The 19231-nt window shown below is 45.7% G+C and carries 22 protein-coding genes and 1 tRNA gene; 11 read left to right on the top strand and 12 right to left on the bottom strand.

Annotated features, from left to right (window positions below; genetic code table 11):
• Positions 1–2: 2 nt before the first annotated feature.
• From ICN36_RS01010 to ICN36_RS00995, 4 genes are read left to right on the top strand one after another with little or no spacing between them, the layout of a single operon-like run.
• Positions 3–659 carry a hypothetical protein gene (locus tag ICN36_RS01010; protein ID WP_216226610.1) on the top strand — a complete coding sequence of 219 codons (657 nt, stop codon included), beginning with the start codon at positions 3–5 and terminating at the stop codon, positions 657–659.
• Positions 659–1780 (top strand): heme A synthase, encoded by a 1122-nt coding sequence (locus tag ICN36_RS01005; RefSeq protein WP_216226609.1) that lies wholly within the window; start codon positions 659–661, stop codon positions 1778–1780. Before ICN36_RS01010 ends, ICN36_RS01005 begins: the two co-directional genes overlap by 1 nt.
• Before the next feature lie 2 nt (positions 1781–1782).
• Positions 1783–2676, top strand: a complete 894-nt coding sequence (gene cyoE, locus ICN36_RS01000; protein WP_216226608.1) for a heme o synthase — start codon at positions 1783–1785, stop codon at positions 2674–2676.
• A 7-nt stretch (positions 2677–2683) separates the two neighbouring features.
• Complete coding sequence (locus ICN36_RS00995) at positions 2684–3268, top strand: SCO family protein (RefSeq protein WP_216226607.1); 585 nt, start codon at positions 2684–2686, stop codon at positions 3266–3268.
• Between the two features lie 43 nt (positions 3269–3311).
• Here ICN36_RS00995 and rpoH read toward each other — a convergent pair whose 3' ends face one another.
• On the bottom strand, positions 3312–4235 hold the full coding sequence (gene rpoH / locus ICN36_RS00990) for an RNA polymerase sigma factor RpoH (RefSeq protein ID WP_216226606.1): 924 nt from the start codon (positions 4233–4235) through the stop codon (positions 3312–3314).
• A 102-nt stretch (positions 4236–4337) separates the two neighbouring features.
• Positions 4338–5228: a signal recognition particle-docking protein FtsY gene (ftsY, locus tag ICN36_RS00985; RefSeq protein WP_216226605.1), complete on the bottom strand. Its 891-nt coding sequence runs from the start codon at positions 5226–5228 to the stop codon at positions 4338–4340.
• Positions 5229–5291: 63 nt separating this feature from the next.
• Between ftsY and ICN36_RS00980 the strand changes: the two genes are divergently transcribed.
• Genes ICN36_RS00980 through ICN36_RS00960 form a run of 5 tightly spaced genes read left to right on the top strand, consistent with a single transcriptional unit; the run spans position 5292 to position 9429 of the window.
• The gene (locus ICN36_RS00980) at positions 5292–6656 is read left to right on the top strand and encodes a pitrilysin family protein (protein ID WP_216226604.1); all 1365 of its coding nucleotides are present in this window, start codon (positions 5292–5294) and stop codon (positions 6654–6656) included.
• On the top strand, positions 6656–7993 hold the full coding sequence (locus ICN36_RS00975) for a pitrilysin family protein (RefSeq protein ID WP_216226603.1): 1338 nt from the start codon (positions 6656–6658) through the stop codon (positions 7991–7993). The genes ICN36_RS00980 and ICN36_RS00975 overlap by 1 nt, the downstream gene beginning before the upstream one ends.
• A complete protein-coding gene (rsmD, locus tag ICN36_RS00970; RefSeq protein ID WP_370623364.1) occupies positions 7965–8603 on the top strand; it encodes a 16S rRNA (guanine(966)-N(2))-methyltransferase RsmD in 639 nt (212 codons plus the stop codon). The genes ICN36_RS00975 and rsmD overlap by 29 nt, the downstream gene beginning before the upstream one ends.
• 36 nt (positions 8604–8639) lie before the next feature.
• A complete protein-coding gene (gene coaD / locus ICN36_RS00965; protein ID WP_215391691.1) occupies positions 8640–9137 on the top strand; it encodes a pantetheine-phosphate adenylyltransferase in 498 nt (165 codons plus the stop codon).
• Between the two features lie 25 nt (positions 9138–9162).
• The gene (locus tag ICN36_RS00960; RefSeq protein ID WP_216226602.1) at positions 9163–9429 is read left to right on the top strand and encodes a YfhL family 4Fe-4S dicluster ferredoxin; all 267 of its coding nucleotides are present in this window, start codon (positions 9163–9165) and stop codon (positions 9427–9429) included.
• A gap of 31 nt (positions 9430–9460) precedes the next feature.
• Here the strand turns inward: ICN36_RS00960 and pth are convergent, their stop codons facing one another.
• The 6 genes from pth to ICN36_RS00930 all read right to left on the bottom strand — a co-directional run bounded on the left by pth (position 9461) and on the right by ICN36_RS00930 (position 14423).
• Positions 9461–10051 (bottom strand): aminoacyl-tRNA hydrolase, encoded by a 591-nt coding sequence (pth, locus tag ICN36_RS00955; RefSeq protein ID WP_216226601.1) that lies wholly within the window; start codon positions 10049–10051, stop codon positions 9461–9463.
• 111 nt (positions 10052–10162) lie between these two features.
• Positions 10163–10807 carry a 50S ribosomal protein L25/general stress protein Ctc gene (locus ICN36_RS00950; RefSeq protein WP_216226600.1) on the bottom strand — a complete coding sequence of 215 codons (645 nt, stop codon included), beginning with the start codon at positions 10805–10807 and terminating at the stop codon, positions 10163–10165.
• A 136-nt stretch (positions 10808–10943) separates the two neighbouring features.
• Positions 10944–11909, bottom strand: a complete 966-nt coding sequence (locus ICN36_RS00945) for a ribose-phosphate pyrophosphokinase (protein ID WP_216226599.1) — start codon at positions 11907–11909, stop codon at positions 10944–10946.
• A gap of 54 nt (positions 11910–11963) precedes the next feature.
• Positions 11964–12040, bottom strand: a tRNA-Gln gene (locus ICN36_RS00940).
• A 5-nt stretch (positions 12041–12045) separates the two neighbouring features.
• A complete protein-coding gene (gene ispE / locus ICN36_RS00935) occupies positions 12046–12924 on the bottom strand; it encodes a 4-(cytidine 5'-diphospho)-2-C-methyl-D-erythritol kinase (RefSeq protein ID WP_216226598.1) in 879 nt (292 codons plus the stop codon).
• An 11-nt stretch (positions 12925–12935) separates the two neighbouring features.
• Complete coding sequence (locus ICN36_RS00930; RefSeq protein WP_216226597.1) at positions 12936–14423, bottom strand: lipoprotein insertase outer membrane protein LolB; 1488 nt, start codon at positions 14421–14423, stop codon at positions 12936–12938.
• Positions 14424–14458: 35 nt separating this feature from the next.
• Here ICN36_RS00930 and mutM point away from each other — a divergent pair, with 35 nt between their 5' ends.
• Together mutM and mutY are read left to right on the top strand one after the other, a co-directional pair.
• On the top strand, positions 14459–15295 hold the full coding sequence (gene mutM, locus ICN36_RS00925) for a bifunctional DNA-formamidopyrimidine glycosylase/DNA-(apurinic or apyrimidinic site) lyase (RefSeq protein WP_216226596.1): 837 nt from the start codon (positions 14459–14461) through the stop codon (positions 15293–15295).
• Positions 15280–16425: an A/G-specific adenine glycosylase gene (mutY, locus tag ICN36_RS00920; RefSeq protein WP_216226595.1), complete on the top strand. Its 1146-nt coding sequence runs from the start codon at positions 15280–15282 to the stop codon at positions 16423–16425. Before mutM ends, mutY begins: the two co-directional genes overlap by 16 nt.
• Here the strand turns inward: mutY and rapZ are convergent.
• The 4 genes from rapZ to hpf are packed head-to-tail and all read right to left on the bottom strand — an operon-like array spanning position 16370 to position 19065.
• Positions 16370–17260: an RNase adapter RapZ gene (gene rapZ, locus ICN36_RS00915; protein WP_216226594.1), complete on the bottom strand. Its 891-nt coding sequence runs from the start codon at positions 17258–17260 to the stop codon at positions 16370–16372. The genes mutY and rapZ overlap by 56 nt on opposite strands.
• 3 nt (positions 17261–17263) lie before the next feature.
• Entirely contained in the window at positions 17264–18250 is a 987-nt protein-coding gene (gene hprK / locus ICN36_RS00910; protein ID WP_216226593.1) for an HPr(Ser) kinase/phosphatase, read from the bottom strand.
• A complete protein-coding gene (locus tag ICN36_RS00905; RefSeq protein ID WP_216226592.1) occupies positions 18247–18708 on the bottom strand; it encodes a PTS sugar transporter subunit IIA in 462 nt (153 codons plus the stop codon). Before ICN36_RS00905 ends, hprK begins: the two co-directional genes overlap by 4 nt.
• Positions 18709–18741: 33 nt before the next feature.
• Entirely contained in the window at positions 18742–19065 is a 324-nt protein-coding gene (gene hpf, locus ICN36_RS00900) for a ribosome hibernation-promoting factor, HPF/YfiA family (protein WP_012358449.1), read from the bottom strand.
• Between the last annotated feature and the right edge of the window lie 166 nt (positions 19066–19231).

Raw genomic sequence — 19231 nt, 5'->3', positions numbered from 1 at the left:
GAGTGAGTGATAAAGAATTATTAATTCCGGCTTCACAGGTGGATACATCTGCGATTAATGCACGTACGCGTCGTGGCCGCATTCAGATGTTGTTGTTATTGCTTGCTTGCGCTTCCCCAGTTCTCGCTTCTTACTTTGCTTATTATGTGATTAAACCTGAGGGTGGAAAAACCAATTTCGGAACACTTGTATATCCAGCGCAAGAGTTCAATGCGGCATGGCTTGATGCCCCCCTCCAGGGTAAATGGACTCTCTTGGTTGCTCGTCCATCTGGCGAATGCCACATCAAAGATGAGAAATGTATTGAGGCGTTATTTCTGATGCGCCAAACCAAAGTTGCCATGGGTAGAGAAAGCGAACGCTTGCAATTAATCTGGGTTAACACAGATGGTAAGCCTGTTGACCCTGAGGTCCTTAAGATTTATGACGAAAAGACGGCGGGGCTTAAGGTGCTTACATTGCCCTCCGACCCAAAGCAAAGAACTGACTTTGAGGCTTGGCTAAATAAAGAAGGCATAGGACAGGAAATTCAGTTGATTGATCCAAGTCCGGCAAAGATGATGTATTTCCCAGTGACCAATTCGCCTAAAGAATTTTCTAGTATGAAGAAGGACTTGGAAAAGCTTCTGAAGTTAAATCACAAGGGCGAGAATTTGTAATGCTCAGTTTCATTTTATTTCTGGAGCTGGCAGCCATCGCTATTATTTTTGCTGGTCTACCGCTCTTGTTCATTTGGAAAAAGCCTGGCTATAGCTTGTTGCAAAAACTCAATTGGGTCTTGGTCTTCATGACCTTTGATCTAATTGTATTTGGCGCATTTACACGCCTCACTGACTCTGGGCTGGGCTGCCCTGATTGGCCTGGATGCTATGGCACTTCTAATCCTTTTCATGCGCTAACGGATATACAGCAAGCTGAGAGCGCTTGGCCTACCGGGCCGGTCACAATTATAAAAGCCTGGATCGAGATGATTCATCGCTACTTAGCCATGACAGTAGGCACATTGATCTTAGTACAAGTGGCTATTGCATTTTCTAAACTGAAGTCCTTGGGAAAAAATCCTTTGCTCGGTAGCTCAGGCTTGCTTTTATTGGTCTGCATTCAAGGCGTCTTTGGTGCTTGGACTGTCACCCTGAAATTGCAGCCAATCATTGTTACAACACACCTGATGTTGGCCTTAGTCTTGTTGGCTTGCTTAACTGCGTATGCGCAGCAGTCATGGGAGGGTAGGTCCTCTACAATTCGCACTATTCGGGTGCGGCCGCTTTCTGCGCAACTCCTCACCGTTTCTTTTATGGTTTTATTCATCCAAATTTTTCTAGGTGCGTGGGTAAGTACTAATTACGCGGTGTTAGCGTGCCCTGATTTCCCAACCTGTTTGGGAAGCGCTTGGCCTGAGACTAATTGGAGTGAGGGTTTTACTCTTTGGCGTCAATTAGGGCTTAATGCGCAAGGGGAATTTATCTCACCTGCGGCCTTGCAAACAATCCACTGGGCGCATCGCCTTTTTGCCATGCTGGTATTGGTCGTGCTTGGTGCTCTGGGTTGGAGTGCTCTTACGCTAGCAACCCCAGTTCTATCAGGCCTTAGTCAAGTGGCTAAGCTATTGCTAGGAGTGCTTTTATTGCAAGTCATCACTGGTATTTCTAATGTGGTGTTTCAGTGGCCGTTATTTGCTGCTTTATTGCACACTGCCGGCTCTGCGGCTTTGGTATTCTGTTTGGTCAGAATGAGTTATTGGGCTTCTTGGAAGCCTTTCATTCAGAAGAAGATGGCGTAAATATGAGCGACTCTAAACCAAACGCACCAGTGGCTATGCCACGTTGGCGTCAATATTGGGTTTTAACTAAGCCTAGAGTGACTCAGCTTGCTGTATTTTGTGCGGTGATCGGCATGTTCTTGGCAACACCTGGGATGGTCCCTTACCCTGTGCTCTTTGGCGGTATTGTAGGTATCTGGCTTTTGGCTGGCGCAGCGTTTGCCGTGAACTGTTTGATTGAGCAAGCTGTTGATGCCAAGATGAAGCGAACAGCTTGGCGTCCATCTGCCACAGGTGAGGTTACACCTTTTCACATTATTGTTTTCTCAATTGTTCTGGGTTCACTTGGAATGATCATTTTGTGGAACTTCTGTAACCCTTTGACGATGTGGCTAACACTTGCCACCTTTGTTGGGTATGCAGTGATCTATACCTGGTTACTGAAGCCTGCTACACCCCAAAACATTGTGATTGGCGGCTTGTCGGGTGCTATGCCGCCAGCGCTGGGTTGGGCAGCAGTAACGAATACACTCTCAGCAGAAGCTTGGCTCTTGGTTCTGATTATTTTTGTATGGACCCCCCCACATTTTTGGGCGCTCGCTTTGTATCGTCGTGATGACTATGCTCAATCGGGATTACCGATGCTACCTGCAACACACGGGGAGCGTTTTACATTGCTCAATATGGTGCTTTATACCTTGATATTAATTGCGGCTACTATGCTGCCTTATATCTACGGAATGAGCGGTATTATTTATTTGGTCTCGGCCATTATTCTGGGCTTAATGTTCTTGGCTTATGTAGTTGCGCTATTCATTTCATACAGCGATGCCTTAGCCAAAAAGACCTTCCGCTTTTCTATTACCTATCTTTCGCTACTCTTCGCAGTGCTCCTGATAGACCACTATTTCATCTGAGAGCCATATGAATTTTTTGCGTATTTGCATGTTAGCAATTCTTTGTTTTGTATTAACTGCTTGTAGTCCAAAGCCAGAGTTTAAAAATATTGATATCACCGGTAGCTCAGCTTTTGGTAAAGACTTTAGTTTGCTAGATCCTGACGGCAAGGTAAGAACCCTCGCAGACTTTAGGGGCAAAGTAGTGGTAATGTTCTTTGGATATACCCAGTGCCCTGACATCTGCCCAACAACATTGACTGAAATGCAGCAAGTGATGACCCTCTTGGGACCTCAGTCAGACAAGGTGCAGGTGCTTTTTGTCACGGTAGATCCAGAGCGTGATACTGCAGAGATTCTGAAGCAGTACGTGCCTGCGTTTGATCCCCGTTTCTTAGGCTTACGCCCTGCGGATGAGGCTGCCTTAGAGAAGGTGACTAAGGACTTTAAGATCTATTACAAGAAGGTGCCGGGAACTAAGCCGGGCTCATACACCATGGATCACACAGCAGGTAGCTATGCATTTGATCCTGAGGGTCACCTACGTTTGTATATCAAACATGCTCAAGGCCCAGAGACCTTGGCGCATGATTTGAAAGAGCTACTGAAGTAAAAGAGGGGTTTGTTGCGTTTGTTACGTTTATTGCTTAATTTACTTATGCTGCTTGTAGCAAGCCACGCATCTTTTTAAGAGCAGCAGTTTCAATTTGGCGAACGCGTTCTGCAGAGATGCCATATTCACTAGCTAGGTCATGCAGAGTCTTTGTGCCATTGCCTTCAGCATCCATTGCTAACCAGCGAGATTGCACAATATTGCGACTACGCTCATCTAAGGCCATCAGTGCTTGATCTAATTTGGGACCTTGTAAGGCATCAGCCTCAGCGCTAGCAATGCGAGCAGTAGGCTCTTGAGAGTTATCTGCGAGCCACTGAATCGGTGCGTAAGCAGAGTCATCGTCGCTGTCATCGCCTTCGAGTGCAACGTCGCCACCAGCAAGGCGCATTTCCATCTCTTTAACGTCGGAGCCTTTAACATCCAGGGCTTTAGCCAAAGCCTCTACTTCACTTGGGGTAAGTGCACTCAATGTAGGCTTATTGCTGCGCAAGTTAAAGAACAGCTTACGTTGGGCTTTAGTCGTTGCAGTTTTGACTAAACGCCAATTCTTGAGAATGTACTCATGAATCTCTGCCTTGATCCAATGGATTGCATAAGACACTAAACGCGCACCATTATTTGGGTCATAGCGTTTAACGGCCTTCATCAAACCAATATTGCCTTCTTGAATTAAGTCAGCATGTGGAATGCCATAACCAAGGTATTGACGAGCAACAGATACGACTAGACGTAAATGCGAGAGAACTAAAGTTTTAGCAGCATCCACATTTTCTGTGCGATGAAACTCCTGCGCAAGATGTAACTCTTCAGCAGCACTAAGCATTGGTACGCGATTAACGTACGCAATGTATGAATCGAGGGTACCAACTCCAAGTGTTGGCAGCATTGGAAATGCAGACGCCGCCGCAGTCTGCGCGACTGGCAGTGTTTGCAAATTCGGTTTGTCAGATTTCTTTTGAACCATTTTTTTATAAATATGAGGTGTTAATAGATTTCTATTTTAGCACTCTTGTCAAGAGAGTGCTAATGGTAATTATGCCACTTAGATGCTATATAAACTATTGATTTAATTGAATAATTCAGATGAATATTGCCCTGCTGTGAAGGGGGCTAAATCATCGATCCCCTCTCCCTTACCTAGAGCCAAAACAGCGGGTTTTGGGCCATCTTGTAGGGTGTGGGCTAGTGCGCAGATCACCCCGCCCTTGGCGGTGCCATCCAGCTTGGTGACGATGATGCCAGTCAGACCAAGAGCGGCATGAAAGGCCTTTACTTGGCTTAAGCCGTTCTGCCCAGTATTGCCATCCAAAACAAGGAGGGTGTGGTGAGGCGCCCCGGGAAGCGCTTTTCCAATGACACGCTTTACTTTCTTGAGCTCTTCCATGAGGTTATCTTGGGTAGCAAGACGACCTGCAGTGTCGATGATGAGAATATCGTTCTTGCGTGAGATGGCGGCGTGAATGGCATCGTGAGCAACTGCAGCGGCATCGCCACCTTCTTGAGTGATCACGTCAACCTGATTACGTCCACCCCATTCCTGGAGTTGATTACGTGCGGCAGCTCTAAAGGTATCTCCTGCAGCTAGGAGTACCGATTTACCTTGAGACTGAAAGAGTCGACAGAGTTTGCCAATGGTCGTAGTTTTACCGGCACCATTTACCCCTACAACTAACCACACCTCTGGAGTGTTAGGCTTATCACTTGTAAACAGGGGGTTTGGTGAAGGTTCAATAGCAGTTAATAGTGCGCTCACTTCTTGAATAAGAAGTGCTTGCAACTCTTCTGGGCTAGAAGCTTTTTCGGATTTTGCTGCTTTACGTAGTTTGTTGATGAGTTGTTCGGTCGTAGGGAGACCCACATCGCTTTGAATGAGTGATTCTCCTAAAGTTTCAAACCAAGATTCATCAACCTTGCTTGATTTGAAAAGAGATCCGAGTGTTTTACGTAAGCCGAACATAATCGATACAATTTAAACCTTGCATCTTATCAATTTAATTCTAAGGATATGGTGATTTAGCAGATGCTTTCCAATTTACTCCGAATTTCCTTTCTATTCATCGTATTTGCTCAATCGGCTCAGGCTGCTGGCCCTGATTTGGGTGATACGCATCAATTTCAATTAGGCAATGGTCTTAAATTGATTGTTAGAGAAGATCATCGCGCACCAACAGTGGCTCACATGGTTTGGTATCGAGCTGGCTCCATGGATGAAGTCAATGGTAAGACTGGGGTGGCCCACGTACTTGAGCACATGATGTTTAAAGGCACCGACAAAGTCAAAGCAGGTGAATTCTCTCGTTTAGTAGCTGCTGTCGGTGGGCGCGAAAATGCTTTTACATCACGCGATTACACCGCTTACTTTCAGCAAGTTGAGCAATCAAAGCTGGAGGATGTCATCAAGCTTGAAGCAGACCGAATGTCTAATCTGAATTTTGATGATGCAGAGTTCTTAAAAGAAATCCAGGTAATAATGGAAGAGCGCCGTTTACGCACCGAAGATAATCCAAGTAGTTTGCTGAATGAATCATTGATGGCAACTGCTTATATGAGTTCACCATACCGTCATCCGGTGATTGGTTGGATGAATGATTTGCAAAATATGAAGGCATCTGATGCGCGAGATTGGTATCGCAGTTGGTACGCACCAAACAACGCAACAGTAGTTATCACCGGCGATATAGATTCAAAAAAAGTTTTAGGCTTGGTAGAAAAATATTATGGTGTAGCCAGTGCCCACGAATTACCGGTTCGTAAGCCACAAATTGAGCCGCCGCAAAAAGGTATTAAGCAGACCCAGGTTAAGGCCCCGGCTGATAGCGCCCAATTGTCTATGGCTTGGAAAGCTCCTCGTCTTGAGCCTGGTAAGTTAGATGACCCTGAGCCCTATGCTTTAGAGCTCCTGACAGCAGTGCTTGATGGGTATGACAATGCACGCTTAAATCGCACCCTTGTTAAGCAAGAAAAGGTAGTCAATGACGTTGGCGTGGGTTATGACATGATCTCGCGTGGGCCAGAACTATTTTTAATTGGCGCAACGATGGCCAAAGGTAAAACAGTTGATCAAGCGCAAGTAAGCATTCGGAAGGCGCTTGAAGAGATAAAGCAAAAAGGAATATTAGAGTCTGAGCTCAAGAGAATTAAAGTACGTATTTTGTCTGAGCAAATTTATAAGCGTGATTCTATCTTTGGCCAGGCAATGGAAATCGGCAGTTCAGAGATGGCAGGATTTTCTTGGAAAGACATTGATTACATGTTGGAGAAAATGCAGACCATTACCCCTGAACAAGTTCAAGCGGTTGCCAAAAAATATCTGGTTGACGATGGTTTGACAATCGCCGTTCTAGATCCCCAAGCTCGTAAATCCGTAGGCAAGGAGAGTAAATAATGAATCCTTTCGTAAAGAGTCTCGCCGCTTGCCTATTTACTTTTGGTTTTCTCGGTAATGTACATGCCATCTTGCCTATCGAAAAGTTAGATTCCTATAAAGGCGCTAAAGCTTATCTAGTTCAAACTAAAGCCCTGCCTATGGTAGATATCGAGGTCAGTATTGATGCGGGCGACCGCTATGATCCGGCAGGGAAGAGTGGGCTTGCGGATATGACTGCAGCCCTAATGAATTATGGTGCCCGTGGTGATAAGGGCTTATTGAATGAGGCCCAAATTGCCGATGAAATCGCTGACCTAGGTGCAAATATTGGCTTATCAGTGGGTGGTGAGCGCGCCATCCTGCGTATCCGTAGTCTCAGTAGAAAAGACTTGCGCGATAGAGCGGTGCAACTAGCTTCCGCCATGTTAAGTGCACCGACTTATGATTCAAAAATCGTTGAGCGTGAGAAGCAAAGAACGATTACAGGCTTGTTGGAGGCCGAAACGAAACCCGAGTTTGTCCTCGAGCGTCGCTTTAAAAAATCAGTTTACGGTAACTACCCATTGGCTGATTCTCCAACTGTAAAATCTGTTAGCACTATCAATACAAATAACTTGAAGGAGTTTCACAAACAGTTTTACCGTGGTGATCGCATGATTGTGAGTATTGTTGGTGATGTTGATCGTCCTCAGGCAAACGAAATCGTTCAGGCTTTGTTAAAACAAATTCCTCAATCAGGCCAAGCTATTACGAAATTACCGGAGTTACAACGCTCCCCTGTAGAGCCCTTGTCACAAAGAGAAATTGAAATTCCTTTTGATGCGCAACAGGCTCACATTGCGATGGGGATGACGGCGGTAGCTCGCAACAACCCCGACTACTTCCCTTTACTTGTGGGTAACTACATTCTAGGTGGCGGCGGGTTTGTGTCTCGCCTGATGTCTGAAGTGCGAGAGAAGCGCGGTCTTGCTTACAGTGTGTTTAGTTATTTCGCCCCCGGAAAAGATAATGGCATTTTCCAAGCAGGCCTACAAACCAAGAATGATCAAGCTTCAGTGGCTTTAGAAGTCATGAGCTCAACAATAGGTCAATTTATTGCTGATGGACCTACTCCGTCTGAGCTCATTGCTGCGAAAGCAAATCTAGTAAACGGCTATCCGCTGCGTATTGATAACAATCGTAAGTTATTGGATAACGTATCTTCAATCGTATGGAATGATTTACCACTTGATACGATGGATATATGGACTAAGCAAGTTGAGGCGGTTACCTTGGATCAGGTAAATGCGGCATTCAAAAAATATCTTGCAATGGATCGCATGAAGATTGTTGTGCTGGGAGCAAAAAATAAATAAGCCCACCAAGAATCTAAAAGCAGAGCCACCAAAGAGGGTTCGGATCATTGGTGGTAACTGGAGAAGTCGGTTATTAACCGTTCTGGATCTTCCGGGTTTGCGTCCTACAACTGACCGTATTCGCGAAACGTTATTTAATTGGCTGGGGCAAGACTTAACAGGCTTACGCTGCTTAGATCTCTTTGCAGGGACTGGTGCTTTAGGTTTTGAGGCTGCCTCACGAGGGGCTGAATTTGTAGTGCTGCTTGAGATGGATAAAAAGGCTTGTGCACATTTAAGCGCTAATTTTGCTCTATTGCAGTCTTCGCCAGCCGCTGGGATTGTAGAAATTCTACAACGCGATAGCCTTGAATTTCTGAAACAGCAGCCAGATCGTTCCAGCAATCTGATTTTTATTGATCCGCCATTTCAGGATTCGAGTCTATTGAGTCGCGCGGTTATTGAAGCTCGCAGGGTGTGCGATGACTCAGCAGGTGGTGGTATTTATGTGGAATTTCCCTCTAGCCGTCCACGCGAGGAGGTAGAAGCCCTGCTCCCCGACTGGCATTGTGGAAAATACTTAGAGGCTGGACAGGTAAAAGCTTGTCTATTTCGGAGTGGAAGGGGCTAAACTCTTGCCTGTAGCCGATAAAGCCTTAGGAACGTTATGACAGTTGCCGTATACCCTGGAACATTTGATCCATTTACTCGTGGTCACGAGGACTTGGTACGCCGTGCGTCAAGCATTTTCAAAGAGTTGATTGTGGGTGTTGCTGATAGTCGTAGCAAGCGGCCATTTTTTACATTACAAGAGCGCATTGATATTGCGAAGGAAGTGCTTGGCCACTACCCCAATGTCAAAGTCGTTGGCTTTACTGGTTTGCTGAAAGATTTTGCTCGCGAGCATCATGCACGTGTGATTGTGCGTGGTTTACGTGCGGTATCCGACTTTGAGTATGAGTTCCAAATGGCCGGTATGAATCGTTATTTGTTACCCGATGTTGAAACTTTGTTCTTAACTCCATCTGATCAATATCAATTTATCTCTGGTACCTTTGTGCGCGAGATTGCTTCAATGGGTGGCGATGTGAGTAAATTTGTTTTCCCATCAGTGGAAAAATGGCTAGTCCAAAAAATTGCAGCAGGCACTCAGAATAAAGAGTAAAAAGAGTGACATTGGCGAGTAAACCATGGCTTTAATGATCACAGACGAATGCATCAACTGCGATGTATGCGAGCCAGAATGTCCAAATGATGCGATATATATGGGCCTGGAGATTTACGAAATCAATCCTGATAAATGTACTGAATGCGTAGGTCACTATGATGCGCCTCAGTGTCGCCAGGTCTGCCCAGTTGACTGCATTCCATTTAATCCTGAGCACACAGAAACTCAAGACCAATTGATGGTGAAGTTCAAGCTTTTAACTGCCGCCAAAAAGACTAATGCTGCTTAACTGAGCAGCTTAACTAAGCGGCTTAACTAGGTTAGCCCTTAGAGTGCAGCTCCATCATGGCTGTTTGGGTATCGCCCTTTAAAAAGAGTGGCAATATTTGCAAGCCATTCTCAATGCTGGCATCGATCAGTTTTTGCTCGGCTAATTGTGGTCTACGCAATACATAATCAGCAACATCCAGAGGGCGCCCATCACCCGCTAAATCTCTTGGGTGGCCAATTCCTAGACGTAAACGCCAATAATCAGGAGTGCTTAAATGGGCTTGGATATCTTTTAGACCATTATGGCCGCCAGTTCCTCCGCCTAGCTTTAGGCGCGCAGTACCCGGCTTGAGATCAAGCTCATCTTGCACCACCAAAATATCTGCTGGAGTGATTTTGTGAAAGCGGCAAAGCGCCCCAACTGACTGACCACTAAGATTCATGTAAGTGCTGGGCTTGAGTAAGTAAAGATCTTCACCTTCCCATTTCGCCTTTGCCACTTTTCCATGAAAGCGCTTTTCTGATTCAAAGCGAGTGCTTAGTTGTTTTGCCAAGGCGTCAATAAACCAGAAGCCAGCATTGTGCCGGTCTACTGCGTGTTCGTCTCCAGGGTTGCCTAAGCCAACAATTAATTTAGTCATGCTGAGAGTTTAAAGATATAAAAGTATTTCGCCAAAAAAGAATGAAAATTTAAAGCAATAAAAAAGGCCCGCTTGCGCAGGCCTTCTAGTACAAGCGATTTAGCTAATAAATTAAGCTTTATCCTTTGCAGCATCGGCCGCAGGAGCTGCTGCAGCTGGTGCCGCAGGAGCTGCTTCTGTATCAGCAGATTTAACCGCTGGAATACGTGCGTTTGCAAGTACTGGGTTCTCTTGTTCAACATGTAATACCAAAGTAACGCCTTTTGGCAATGCAAGATCTTTAGCGTGAACACCATGACCAACTTCAATCTTCGCCAAGTCCACTTCGATGAACTCTGGCAAGTCTGCTGGTAAGCAAGAAACTTCAAGTTCAGTAAGGATGTGGCTAATAACAGCGCCTTGCAATTTAACGGCAGCTGAGGAATCAGCATTGGTGAAGTGCAATGGAACGCGCATATGAACTTTCTCAGTCGCGGATACGCGCTGGAAGTCAATGTGCAATACCAATGGCTTAAATGGATGCATTTGGTAATCGCGCAACAACACTTTTTGTGTCTTGCCATCAATTTCCAAATCCAGAATGGATGAGTGGAATGCTTCCTTGCGGAGAGCATGGAACAACGCGTTATGGTCTAACTCGATGACCGAAACTGGATCTTTACTACCGTAAACGATTCCCGGAGTTTTTCCGGAATTGCGCAGACGGCGGCTCGCACCCGTTCCCTGTACGCTTCTTTCAAAGGCAACTACTTTCATGATGAATTTCCTAATTAAGGTTAATTTCCGTTCGCGACCAAACGGAAAAGCCTTCGATTATATCGTGGGAAAGGAAGTTTTTGCCTACAAAAGGCTTAAAACTACCAAAAACTGGGGTAAAACGGTGATTTTTGGCTTATTCAGCAAACATCGACATCACTGAATCACCTTTGCTAATGCGGGAAAGGGTTTCAGCAAGAATCGGAGCGACGCTCAATTGACGAATTTTGGACACTTTCATCGCCTCTGGCGTCAGAGGAATGGTGTCGGTGACTACTAGCTCATCTAATTCAGAAGCAGCAATACGGGCTACAGCACCGCCTGATAGCACGGCGTGAGTACAGTAGGCGGTAACACCCTTGGCACCACGCTCTTTAAGCGCTTCAGCGGCCTTACAGAGTGTTCCACCGGTATCGATGATGTCATCCATGATGACGCAGTGACGGCCTTCTACTTCGCCAATCAGGTGCATTACTTCAGATACGTTCGCTTTAGGGCGACGTTTATCAATAATGGCTAAATCAGTGCCTAATTGCTTGGCCATTGCGCGGGCGCGTACTACACCGCCAATATCTGGAGATACGATGATCAGATCTTTTTTGGTCTTCTGTGCTTCTAGGTCAGCTAAAAGGACTGGGGAAGCATAGATGTTGTCTACCGGAATATCAAAGAAGCCTTGAATTTGATCTGCATGAAGATCCATTGTCAAAACGCGTTCGATGCCAGCAACTGACTGAAGCATGTTAGCCACAATACGAGCAGAGATTGCAACGCGTGCAGAACGAGGGCGGCGGTCTTGACGGGCATAACCGAAGTAAGGAATCACTGCGGTTATGCAGCTTGCAGATGCTCGTTTCAGGGCATCAATCATGATCATGAGTTCCATCAAGCTGTCATTTGTAGGTGCGCAGGTTGATTGGATGACCACGACATTCTTGCCGCGAACGTTCTCTTGAATTTCTACTTGGATCTCACCATCGGAGAATCGGCCAACAAAGGCTTTTCCCATTGGGAGATTGAGTTCTTTGGCTACAGCCTCAGCCAAAACGGGATTTGCGTTGCCTGTGAAAAGAGTCAATAAATCTGCGTTTGTGGAGGACATAGTCTTAAGGGTTTTATGGGGTCAAAAGGTTATCTTTATCGTTTCTACAGTATTTGGCAGGGGAAGAAGGATTCGAACCTTCGCATGCTGGAATCAAAATCCAGTGCCTTAACCAGCTTGGCGATTCCCCTACAGCTTAATCTGAAGAAACCAAATTGTAAGCGGGATTTTTATTTAGCCCCCGAACAATCCGGCCTACCCACCCTTTAGGAAGATTTTGTAAAAGATTTTCTAGTTTTGCGGTGTCAGTCTTAGGATCTAAGACTGCAAAAACGCTACTTCCAGAGCCAGACATTCGGGGCTGTGAGCCCGGTATTGCCTGGTTAATCCAATTCAAAGCTTGCTTCACTTCTGGGCAAATCCGCATCGCTACCGCCTGACAATCATTGGACTGAAATGACATTGGCGATGCAAGAAAGCCATCAATTGTAATCTGAGCGTGATCTCGGGTCAATTCCGGGTCTTGAAAAATGCTAACGGTTGCTATGCCTTTATTGGGAAAGAGCACCAAAAAATCAGGGCTTTGAAGGGAAATTGCATGAATTTTCTCCCCAATGCCTTCAACAAAGGCATTTTGACCAAAAATGAAAAATGGGACATCAGCCCCAAGCTTTAATCCCAGGGTGCAAAGCGTTTCTTTGGATAGATTGAGATTCCAAAGGGCATTCAGGCCAATTAGGGTAGTAGCTGCATCAGAGGATCCACCCCCCATACCGGCACCCATCGGAATTTCTTTTTGAAGATCGATTTCAACACCAGCTTCAATCTTGCAAAAATCTTTGAGTAAGTTTGCCGCGCGTACGACTAAATCTTGTTCGGGCGGAACGCCAGGGATTGCATTAATGCGGCGCACTTCGTTTTCAGAAATGCTTTTTAAGTGAATGGTATCGCACCAATCAATCAGCTGAAAAACAGATTGAAGTAGATGATATCCATCATCTCTGCGCCCAATGATATGAAGAAAAAGATTGAGCTTGGCTGGCGACCGAAGTGTTAACTGATCAGAGTTCGCCATAATGGTTTTGCTTAATCATTCGGGCGATCAAATACGAGGCGAATATCAATCGAGCCGATATTAGAGCTGCGTGTCATGATCAGTTTTTCAAGCCGATTGGTATTACTCCATGTGTATACCAAGTCCCAACCGTCTTGACTAATTTTGCTCACTTGACCCTTGGGGTTTCTCTCGATACTTGCTTCGCTTCCGGGGCGCACTTCGCCTCTTAACCAATTGGATAGTCCACGCGCTGGTAGCGGAAGGCCTAAAGTATTTTGTACCAATGTATCTGCATCCAATGCAGTAACAACTTTGCCATCACTTTCGAGCGTAGCTTCACCAGGTGTAATAGTGATTTTCGCAATTGATCCGCCCATAGGGCTACGGATTTCTAAAACATCTTTTAATGCGTCTTGGGTCAAAGTAAAGCCACCAGAGCCACCTTGGTTTTGCGACTCAGTTAAACCAATCACTTTGACTGAAAAGCGCCCATCCCACGAGCCCTTGGAAATCTGGTCATCCTTTGCCCAGTCAGGCTTTAGACGTTGTAAGGTTTCTTTGAGGGTTGGATTATTGGCATCTAACTTTTGTCCTTGACGCCACATTTCTTCTGCTTCAGGACGGCGATTCATTGCCCATAACACTTCACCAGTATGGGCTGCAATATCTGCTTCTGGTTTCATGGCAAATGCTTGCTGCAACTGTTCTAAGGCAAGTGTATTTTTGCCAAGACGGAAGTTTACCCAACCTAGGCTATCCAAAATAAAACTATCTTTTGGTGAGAGTTGATGTGCTTTGCTAATGAGTGTAAGTGCTTCAGGTAGCTTTATATTGCGATCAGCTAAGGAGTAACCAAGAGCATTTAACGAATTCACATCATTTGGGTTCTTGCGCAAAATATCGCGCAAAGTTTTTTCCATTACATCAATGTGACCTGCTTTTTCAGCAGACATGGCGTACGTATAAAGTAAGCCAGGATCCTTGGGAGGAATCTTGACAGAAGATGCAATGTCATAAAAAGCGCGTAAGGCCTCAGACTCATCTTTCGCTTTAGCTAGTAATGCTTGTAACTGTAAGAGGGTATTTTCTTGTTCCGCAGGTGTTTGTTGGCGTAGTAAAGCAATGGCTGGCTTTACTGCATCATTCCAGCGGTTGCTTAATACCAAGAGGGTCACCAATACTTCTTTGGGTTTTGTATCCGAGTTTGGAGATAGTTCATCCCATGTTTTGGCTGCTTGCATGGCTAAATCAGGAGATCCACCTGCAATCGCAATTTCCATAGCTCTTTGGGCGAGCCTAGGATCTTTATATTGACGAGCCATTTCCAGGTAGGTGTTATATGCCAACCCAGCCTCACCCCGCTGAATGGCAATTTCTGAGGCGAGCACTTCAAATACTGCTTCACCGGTTTGCAATCCATCTTGCTGGGTCTGGGCATGCGCTGATGAAATTGCTCCACCAGTCAGGGCTGCCAGGAATAAACCCTGTAAGAGAGGTTTTAGTCTGAATTTATTCATAAGCACATTCTAATCCGCGAATCTACAATCCATTTATGCCAGAACTTCCAGAAGTAGAAGTCACCCGATTAGGAATCGCCCCCCATCTCGAGGGGCGGAAGGTCAGTGCCGTCAAGATTATTGACGGACGCTTGCGCTGGCCTGTGCCGGCTAGCCTTCCTAAAACCTTGCCCGGTCAAACAGTGCACGCTATTGAAAGGCGCGGGAAGTATCTTTTATTGGAAATGGATACAGGTTATTTGCTGATTCATCTGGGAATGACAGGGACTCTGCGCGTCCTTCCAAGTTCCGACCCCCTGAAGACCCATGATCGGGTCACGTTGGAATTTGCAAAGTTCAGCTTGCGCTTACATGACCCACGAAAGTTTGGCGCAGTCTTGTGGCATCCCAAGTCAAAAGGCCCTATTGAAAAATTTACGCTTTTACAAAAGCTGGGCGTGGAACCATTTTCGCCGGAGTTTTCTGGTGAGCTGGGCGCAGACATTTTGTACCGAACTTCCCGTAAGCGCAGCGTGGCTGTGAAGCAATTTCTGTTGGCCGGCCAAGCAGTTGTTGGTGTTGGTAATATTTATTGCTCAGAAAGTTTATTTGAGGCAGGCATTCATCCTGCAAAGGCGGCCGGCAAGCTCACTCGCCCACAATGCTCTCGTCTTGCTAAAGCGGTGAGATCCATATTGAAAAAAGCAATCGATGCGGGTGGCAGCTCATTAAAAGATTTTGTGAATAGCGACGGTGATCCCGGCCACTTTATGGTTCAAACCAAAGTCTATGATCGCAAAGGCTTGCCATGCAAGGTATGTAAAATACCGATTAATCAGATAGTACAAGGTCAACGCTCTACTTATTTCTGTCCCCAATGTCAAAAACGTTGATCAACACATTTGCTTCAAAGTTGGTGGCTTGGCATGCGATCAGTGGGCGTTCGGGCTTACCGTGGCAAGGTAATCGAGACCCTTATGCAGTATGGGTTTCAGAAATCATGTTGCAGCAAACTCAAGTGGCTACTGTCCTTGAGCGTTATCCACGCTTTATGAAGCGCTTTCCAACAGTTAAAAAATTAGCCGTTGCTGTTATTGATGAGGTGCTCGCCGAGTGGGCTGGTTTAGGTTATTACTCGCGCGCCAGAAATTTACATGCTTGTGCAAAGCAGGTCATGGCAGAGTTCAAGGGCCAGTTTCCCAGTGACCCAGCTTTACTTGAGCAATTGAAAGGTATCGGTCGCTCTACTGCAGGTGCTATCGCAGCTTTCGCGTTTCATGAGCGCGCGCCTATTCTGGATGCCAATGTGAAGCGTATTCTTGCGCGTCTATTTGCAATCGAGGGTCCGATACAAGATAAGGTAGTAAACGATCGCCTATGGACTTTAGCAACCGACTTATTGCCAAGTAAGCCGGCAGACATGCCAGTGTATACGCAGGCGTTGATGGACTTTGGCGCTACTTGGTGTACGTCACGTAAACCTGTTTGTTTAGGTTCGGAAAAGAAATGCCCATTTGCGAAAAATTGCCAAGCTAATTTAAGCGATCAAGTTCTTTTACTTCCGCAAAAAACGAAGAAGACAAAATCTCCAGAATTTGATTGCAATATGTTGCTGATGCGCTGGGGTAATTCTGTCCTATTGCAAAAACGCCCAAGTAAAGCTATTTGGGGTGGCCTTTGGTCTTTGCCGGAGGGGCCGTGGACGCCAAGGGTATCTGGTGCAAAGAGCGCAGATACCGGTGCAGAAACATTATTTGCCCTTGCATTACCTGATGAAAAGTTAGCTACGCTGATGAAAGTATGTAAGTCAGTAAAGCACAGCGAAGAAATTAAGCATGTCTTTACGCATCGTCGTTTGTGGATGCAGATTTGGCGGGCAAGTAGCTCAAAAGAGTTGGTCTTCTCAAATCCGGATCTAAAGTGGGTGCCTTTAAATCAGTTGGGGCGCTATGGCCTACCGCAGCCGATTAAGACTTTGCTGCAAGGCTTGAGTCTAGTTCGCGATGACGATCTAAAAAATTAAGCTGTAAATCTATAAGGTCTTTTTGGGCGCGGAAGTGTTCGCTTAAGCGGTTGACCAAATAAACGGAGCGATGTTGACCGCCAGTGCAACCAACAGCTACCGTTAAATAACTGCGACCATCAGCAATGTAGTGGGGCAACCACTTATTAATGAATTGCGTGATGTCTGATTCCATACTCAATACCTCTGGAATTTTTTCCAGAAATTCTTTTACGGGTTTGTCATTGCCAGTGAGAGGCCTCAATACTTTGTCGTAATGAGGATTTGGTAGGCAGCGTACATCAAACACCAGATCCGCTTCGCTGGGAACACCTTTTTTAAAGCCAAAAGATTCAAAAATGACCGTGAGACCTACAGGTTTGTCTTTGAGGAGATCCTGAATCCAGGAGCGTAGTGCATGTGCAGGTAGATTGCTGGTATCGATGCTGTGAGCCTGGGTGCGTAAGGGCTCCAACAGATTACGTTCTTTATCAATTGCTTCAATTAATGTCGCAGATTGAGACTGCTTGGGATTCGTGGATAGGGGGTGGCGTCGACGTGTCTCAGAAAAGCGCTGAATGAGGGTATTTGTATCAGCATTTAAGAAAACAATTCTGACTTGGTGACTTTTGCGTAAGTTTTCAAGAATCGAGGGTAAATTTTCAATTGATTGCCCACGACGAGCATCGATAGCGACGGCGACTTGCTCACACTTTTCTTTTTCAAGGGTGGAGATAAGGCTTTCTAGAAGAGGAACAGGAAGATTGTCTACACAGTCATAGCCCGCATCTTCAAAAGCTCTCAGGGCTACTGATTTACCTGAGCCTGAGATTCCGGTAATCAGATTTATCTGCATAACTTAGAGCAGGCGACCTTGTGACTTGGTTGCATCAGCTTCAGCATTCATTTGAATGCGCTGACGTTCGATAAATTCTTTTAAGGTATCAATGCCACGCAGTTGCAAAATAGTATTGCGAACAGCGGCTTCAACTAATACCGCTAAGTTACGACCTGCAGCCACCTGAATTTTCACTGTTCGAATTGGAATACCCAATACATCGATATGTTGGGTCTCAAGGGGCAGGCGCTCAAATTCACCATCGGTTCTTCGAACAAGTTGAACATTCAGGCGGAGTTTTAATTTGCGACGTACAGCAGTTTCACCAAAGATCGTGCGAATATCTAGTAAGCCTAATCCACGCACCTCAAGTAAGTTGCGTAAGATCACTGGGCAGCGACCCTCAATGTAATCAGGTCCAAGGCGTGCAAAGTCAACGGCATCGTCAGCAACTAGACCATGCCCGCGAGATATGAGCTCAAGACCTAATTCACTTTTACCTAGACCAGATTCACCAGTGAGGAGTACCCCTAAACCGAGGATGTCCATAAAGACACCATGCATCGTGATTTGAGGTGCGCCAATTTTGGTTAAGTAGGTGCGTAAATGATCAATGACTTCTGCCGCAGAAATCGCAGTAGTGAACAAAGGGGTTGAAGAGCGCTGACAGAACAACTGTAAGTCAGGATCTGCGCTCTTGCCATCGGCTACGATGACGCAAGGCGGAGTCTTGGATATCAAGTTAGCAATTTGTTCTTGTCTTTGTTTTGGCTCTAAGGCTGCGTGATAGTCAACCTCTTGCTCACCAAAAATCTGAATACGACTTGGGTGGATGAGGTTTAAGTGACCTACTAAGTCTGAGCTAGCAGCGGCTGCCTTTACGGCCTCAGACGGAAATGTGCGATCCGCGCCTTCAAGGCCACCGATCCAAGAAAGCTTTAAGTCAGAAACATTATCATCAAAAATCTGCTGGGCAGTTACTCCCTCTAGGAGTAATAGCTGGGTCATTTTGCTGTGCCCCAGTGCTGTAGGAGTTCGCAAACTTTTAAAGGATCCGCTGCAGACGATAGAGTCTGGCGAGCATCAGCATCTGATAGTAGCTGAGCAATCGAAGACAAAATTTCTAAATGTTGTTGCGTAGCTTTTTCGGGCACCAATAGGAAAATCATGATGGATACCGCTTCGCCATCCGGAGCTGCAAATTCAATTGGATTTTGCAGTCTCATAAAGGTCGCACTAGGCTGCTTTAAGCCTTTAACGCGACCATGGGGTATTGCCACTCCAGCGCCAAGAGCGGTGGAGCCTAAATCTTCGCGAGCATTGAGGAACTCTACTACTGAGTTAGCTGCGATACCGGTTTGTTTGGAGAATAGTTCTCCAGCGGCTGCAAATGCATCAGCCCTGCTTTTGGCAGGGATGTCTAATGCAATGCAGTCGGGAGTAAAAAGATTAATCAGGGCATTCATGTGAATTGATTATAGGTGTCCTGACGCAATTAATCACTCAAAATGCTTTTCGTGATGATGATCCTGAATCTTTTCTTTATGTTTTACGACTTGACGCTCTAGTTTATCAACCACGGCATCCATGGCGTGATAGAGATCTGCGTTATGTGCTTCAGCGAACAAGTCCTTGCCCTTAAGGTGAATAGTGATTTCAGCGCTTTGACGTAGATCCTTTTCTTTGGCTTTATCTACCACCAAAAAGGCAGACGCATCAATGACGTGGTCGAAGTGCTTACGAATTTTGGCTAGTCCCGCCTCCAAGTGAGAGCGCATGGCAGGGGTAACTTCCACATGACGGCTATTAATTTTCAAATTCATTAGCGACTCCTTTTATAGATGCTATAGATGCATGCGCATAGTCATACCTGGGGTGCGCAGCAAGCCCCTGAAATTTTTCGTGCTGTTTTTTTTGGAAAATAAACCATGAGCCTCCAGCGTATCAGCGAATTTGCTGAAAACCAAGAGGGAAGTGCAATTTTTATTA

This window comes from Polynucleobacter sp. UK-Gri1-W3, assembly GCF_018881595.1.
GTDB lineage: Bacteria > Pseudomonadota > Gammaproteobacteria > Burkholderiales > Burkholderiaceae > Polynucleobacter.
Note: the sequence above shows the minus strand (reverse complement) of the source record. Positions and strands in the feature narration are given on the sequence as shown.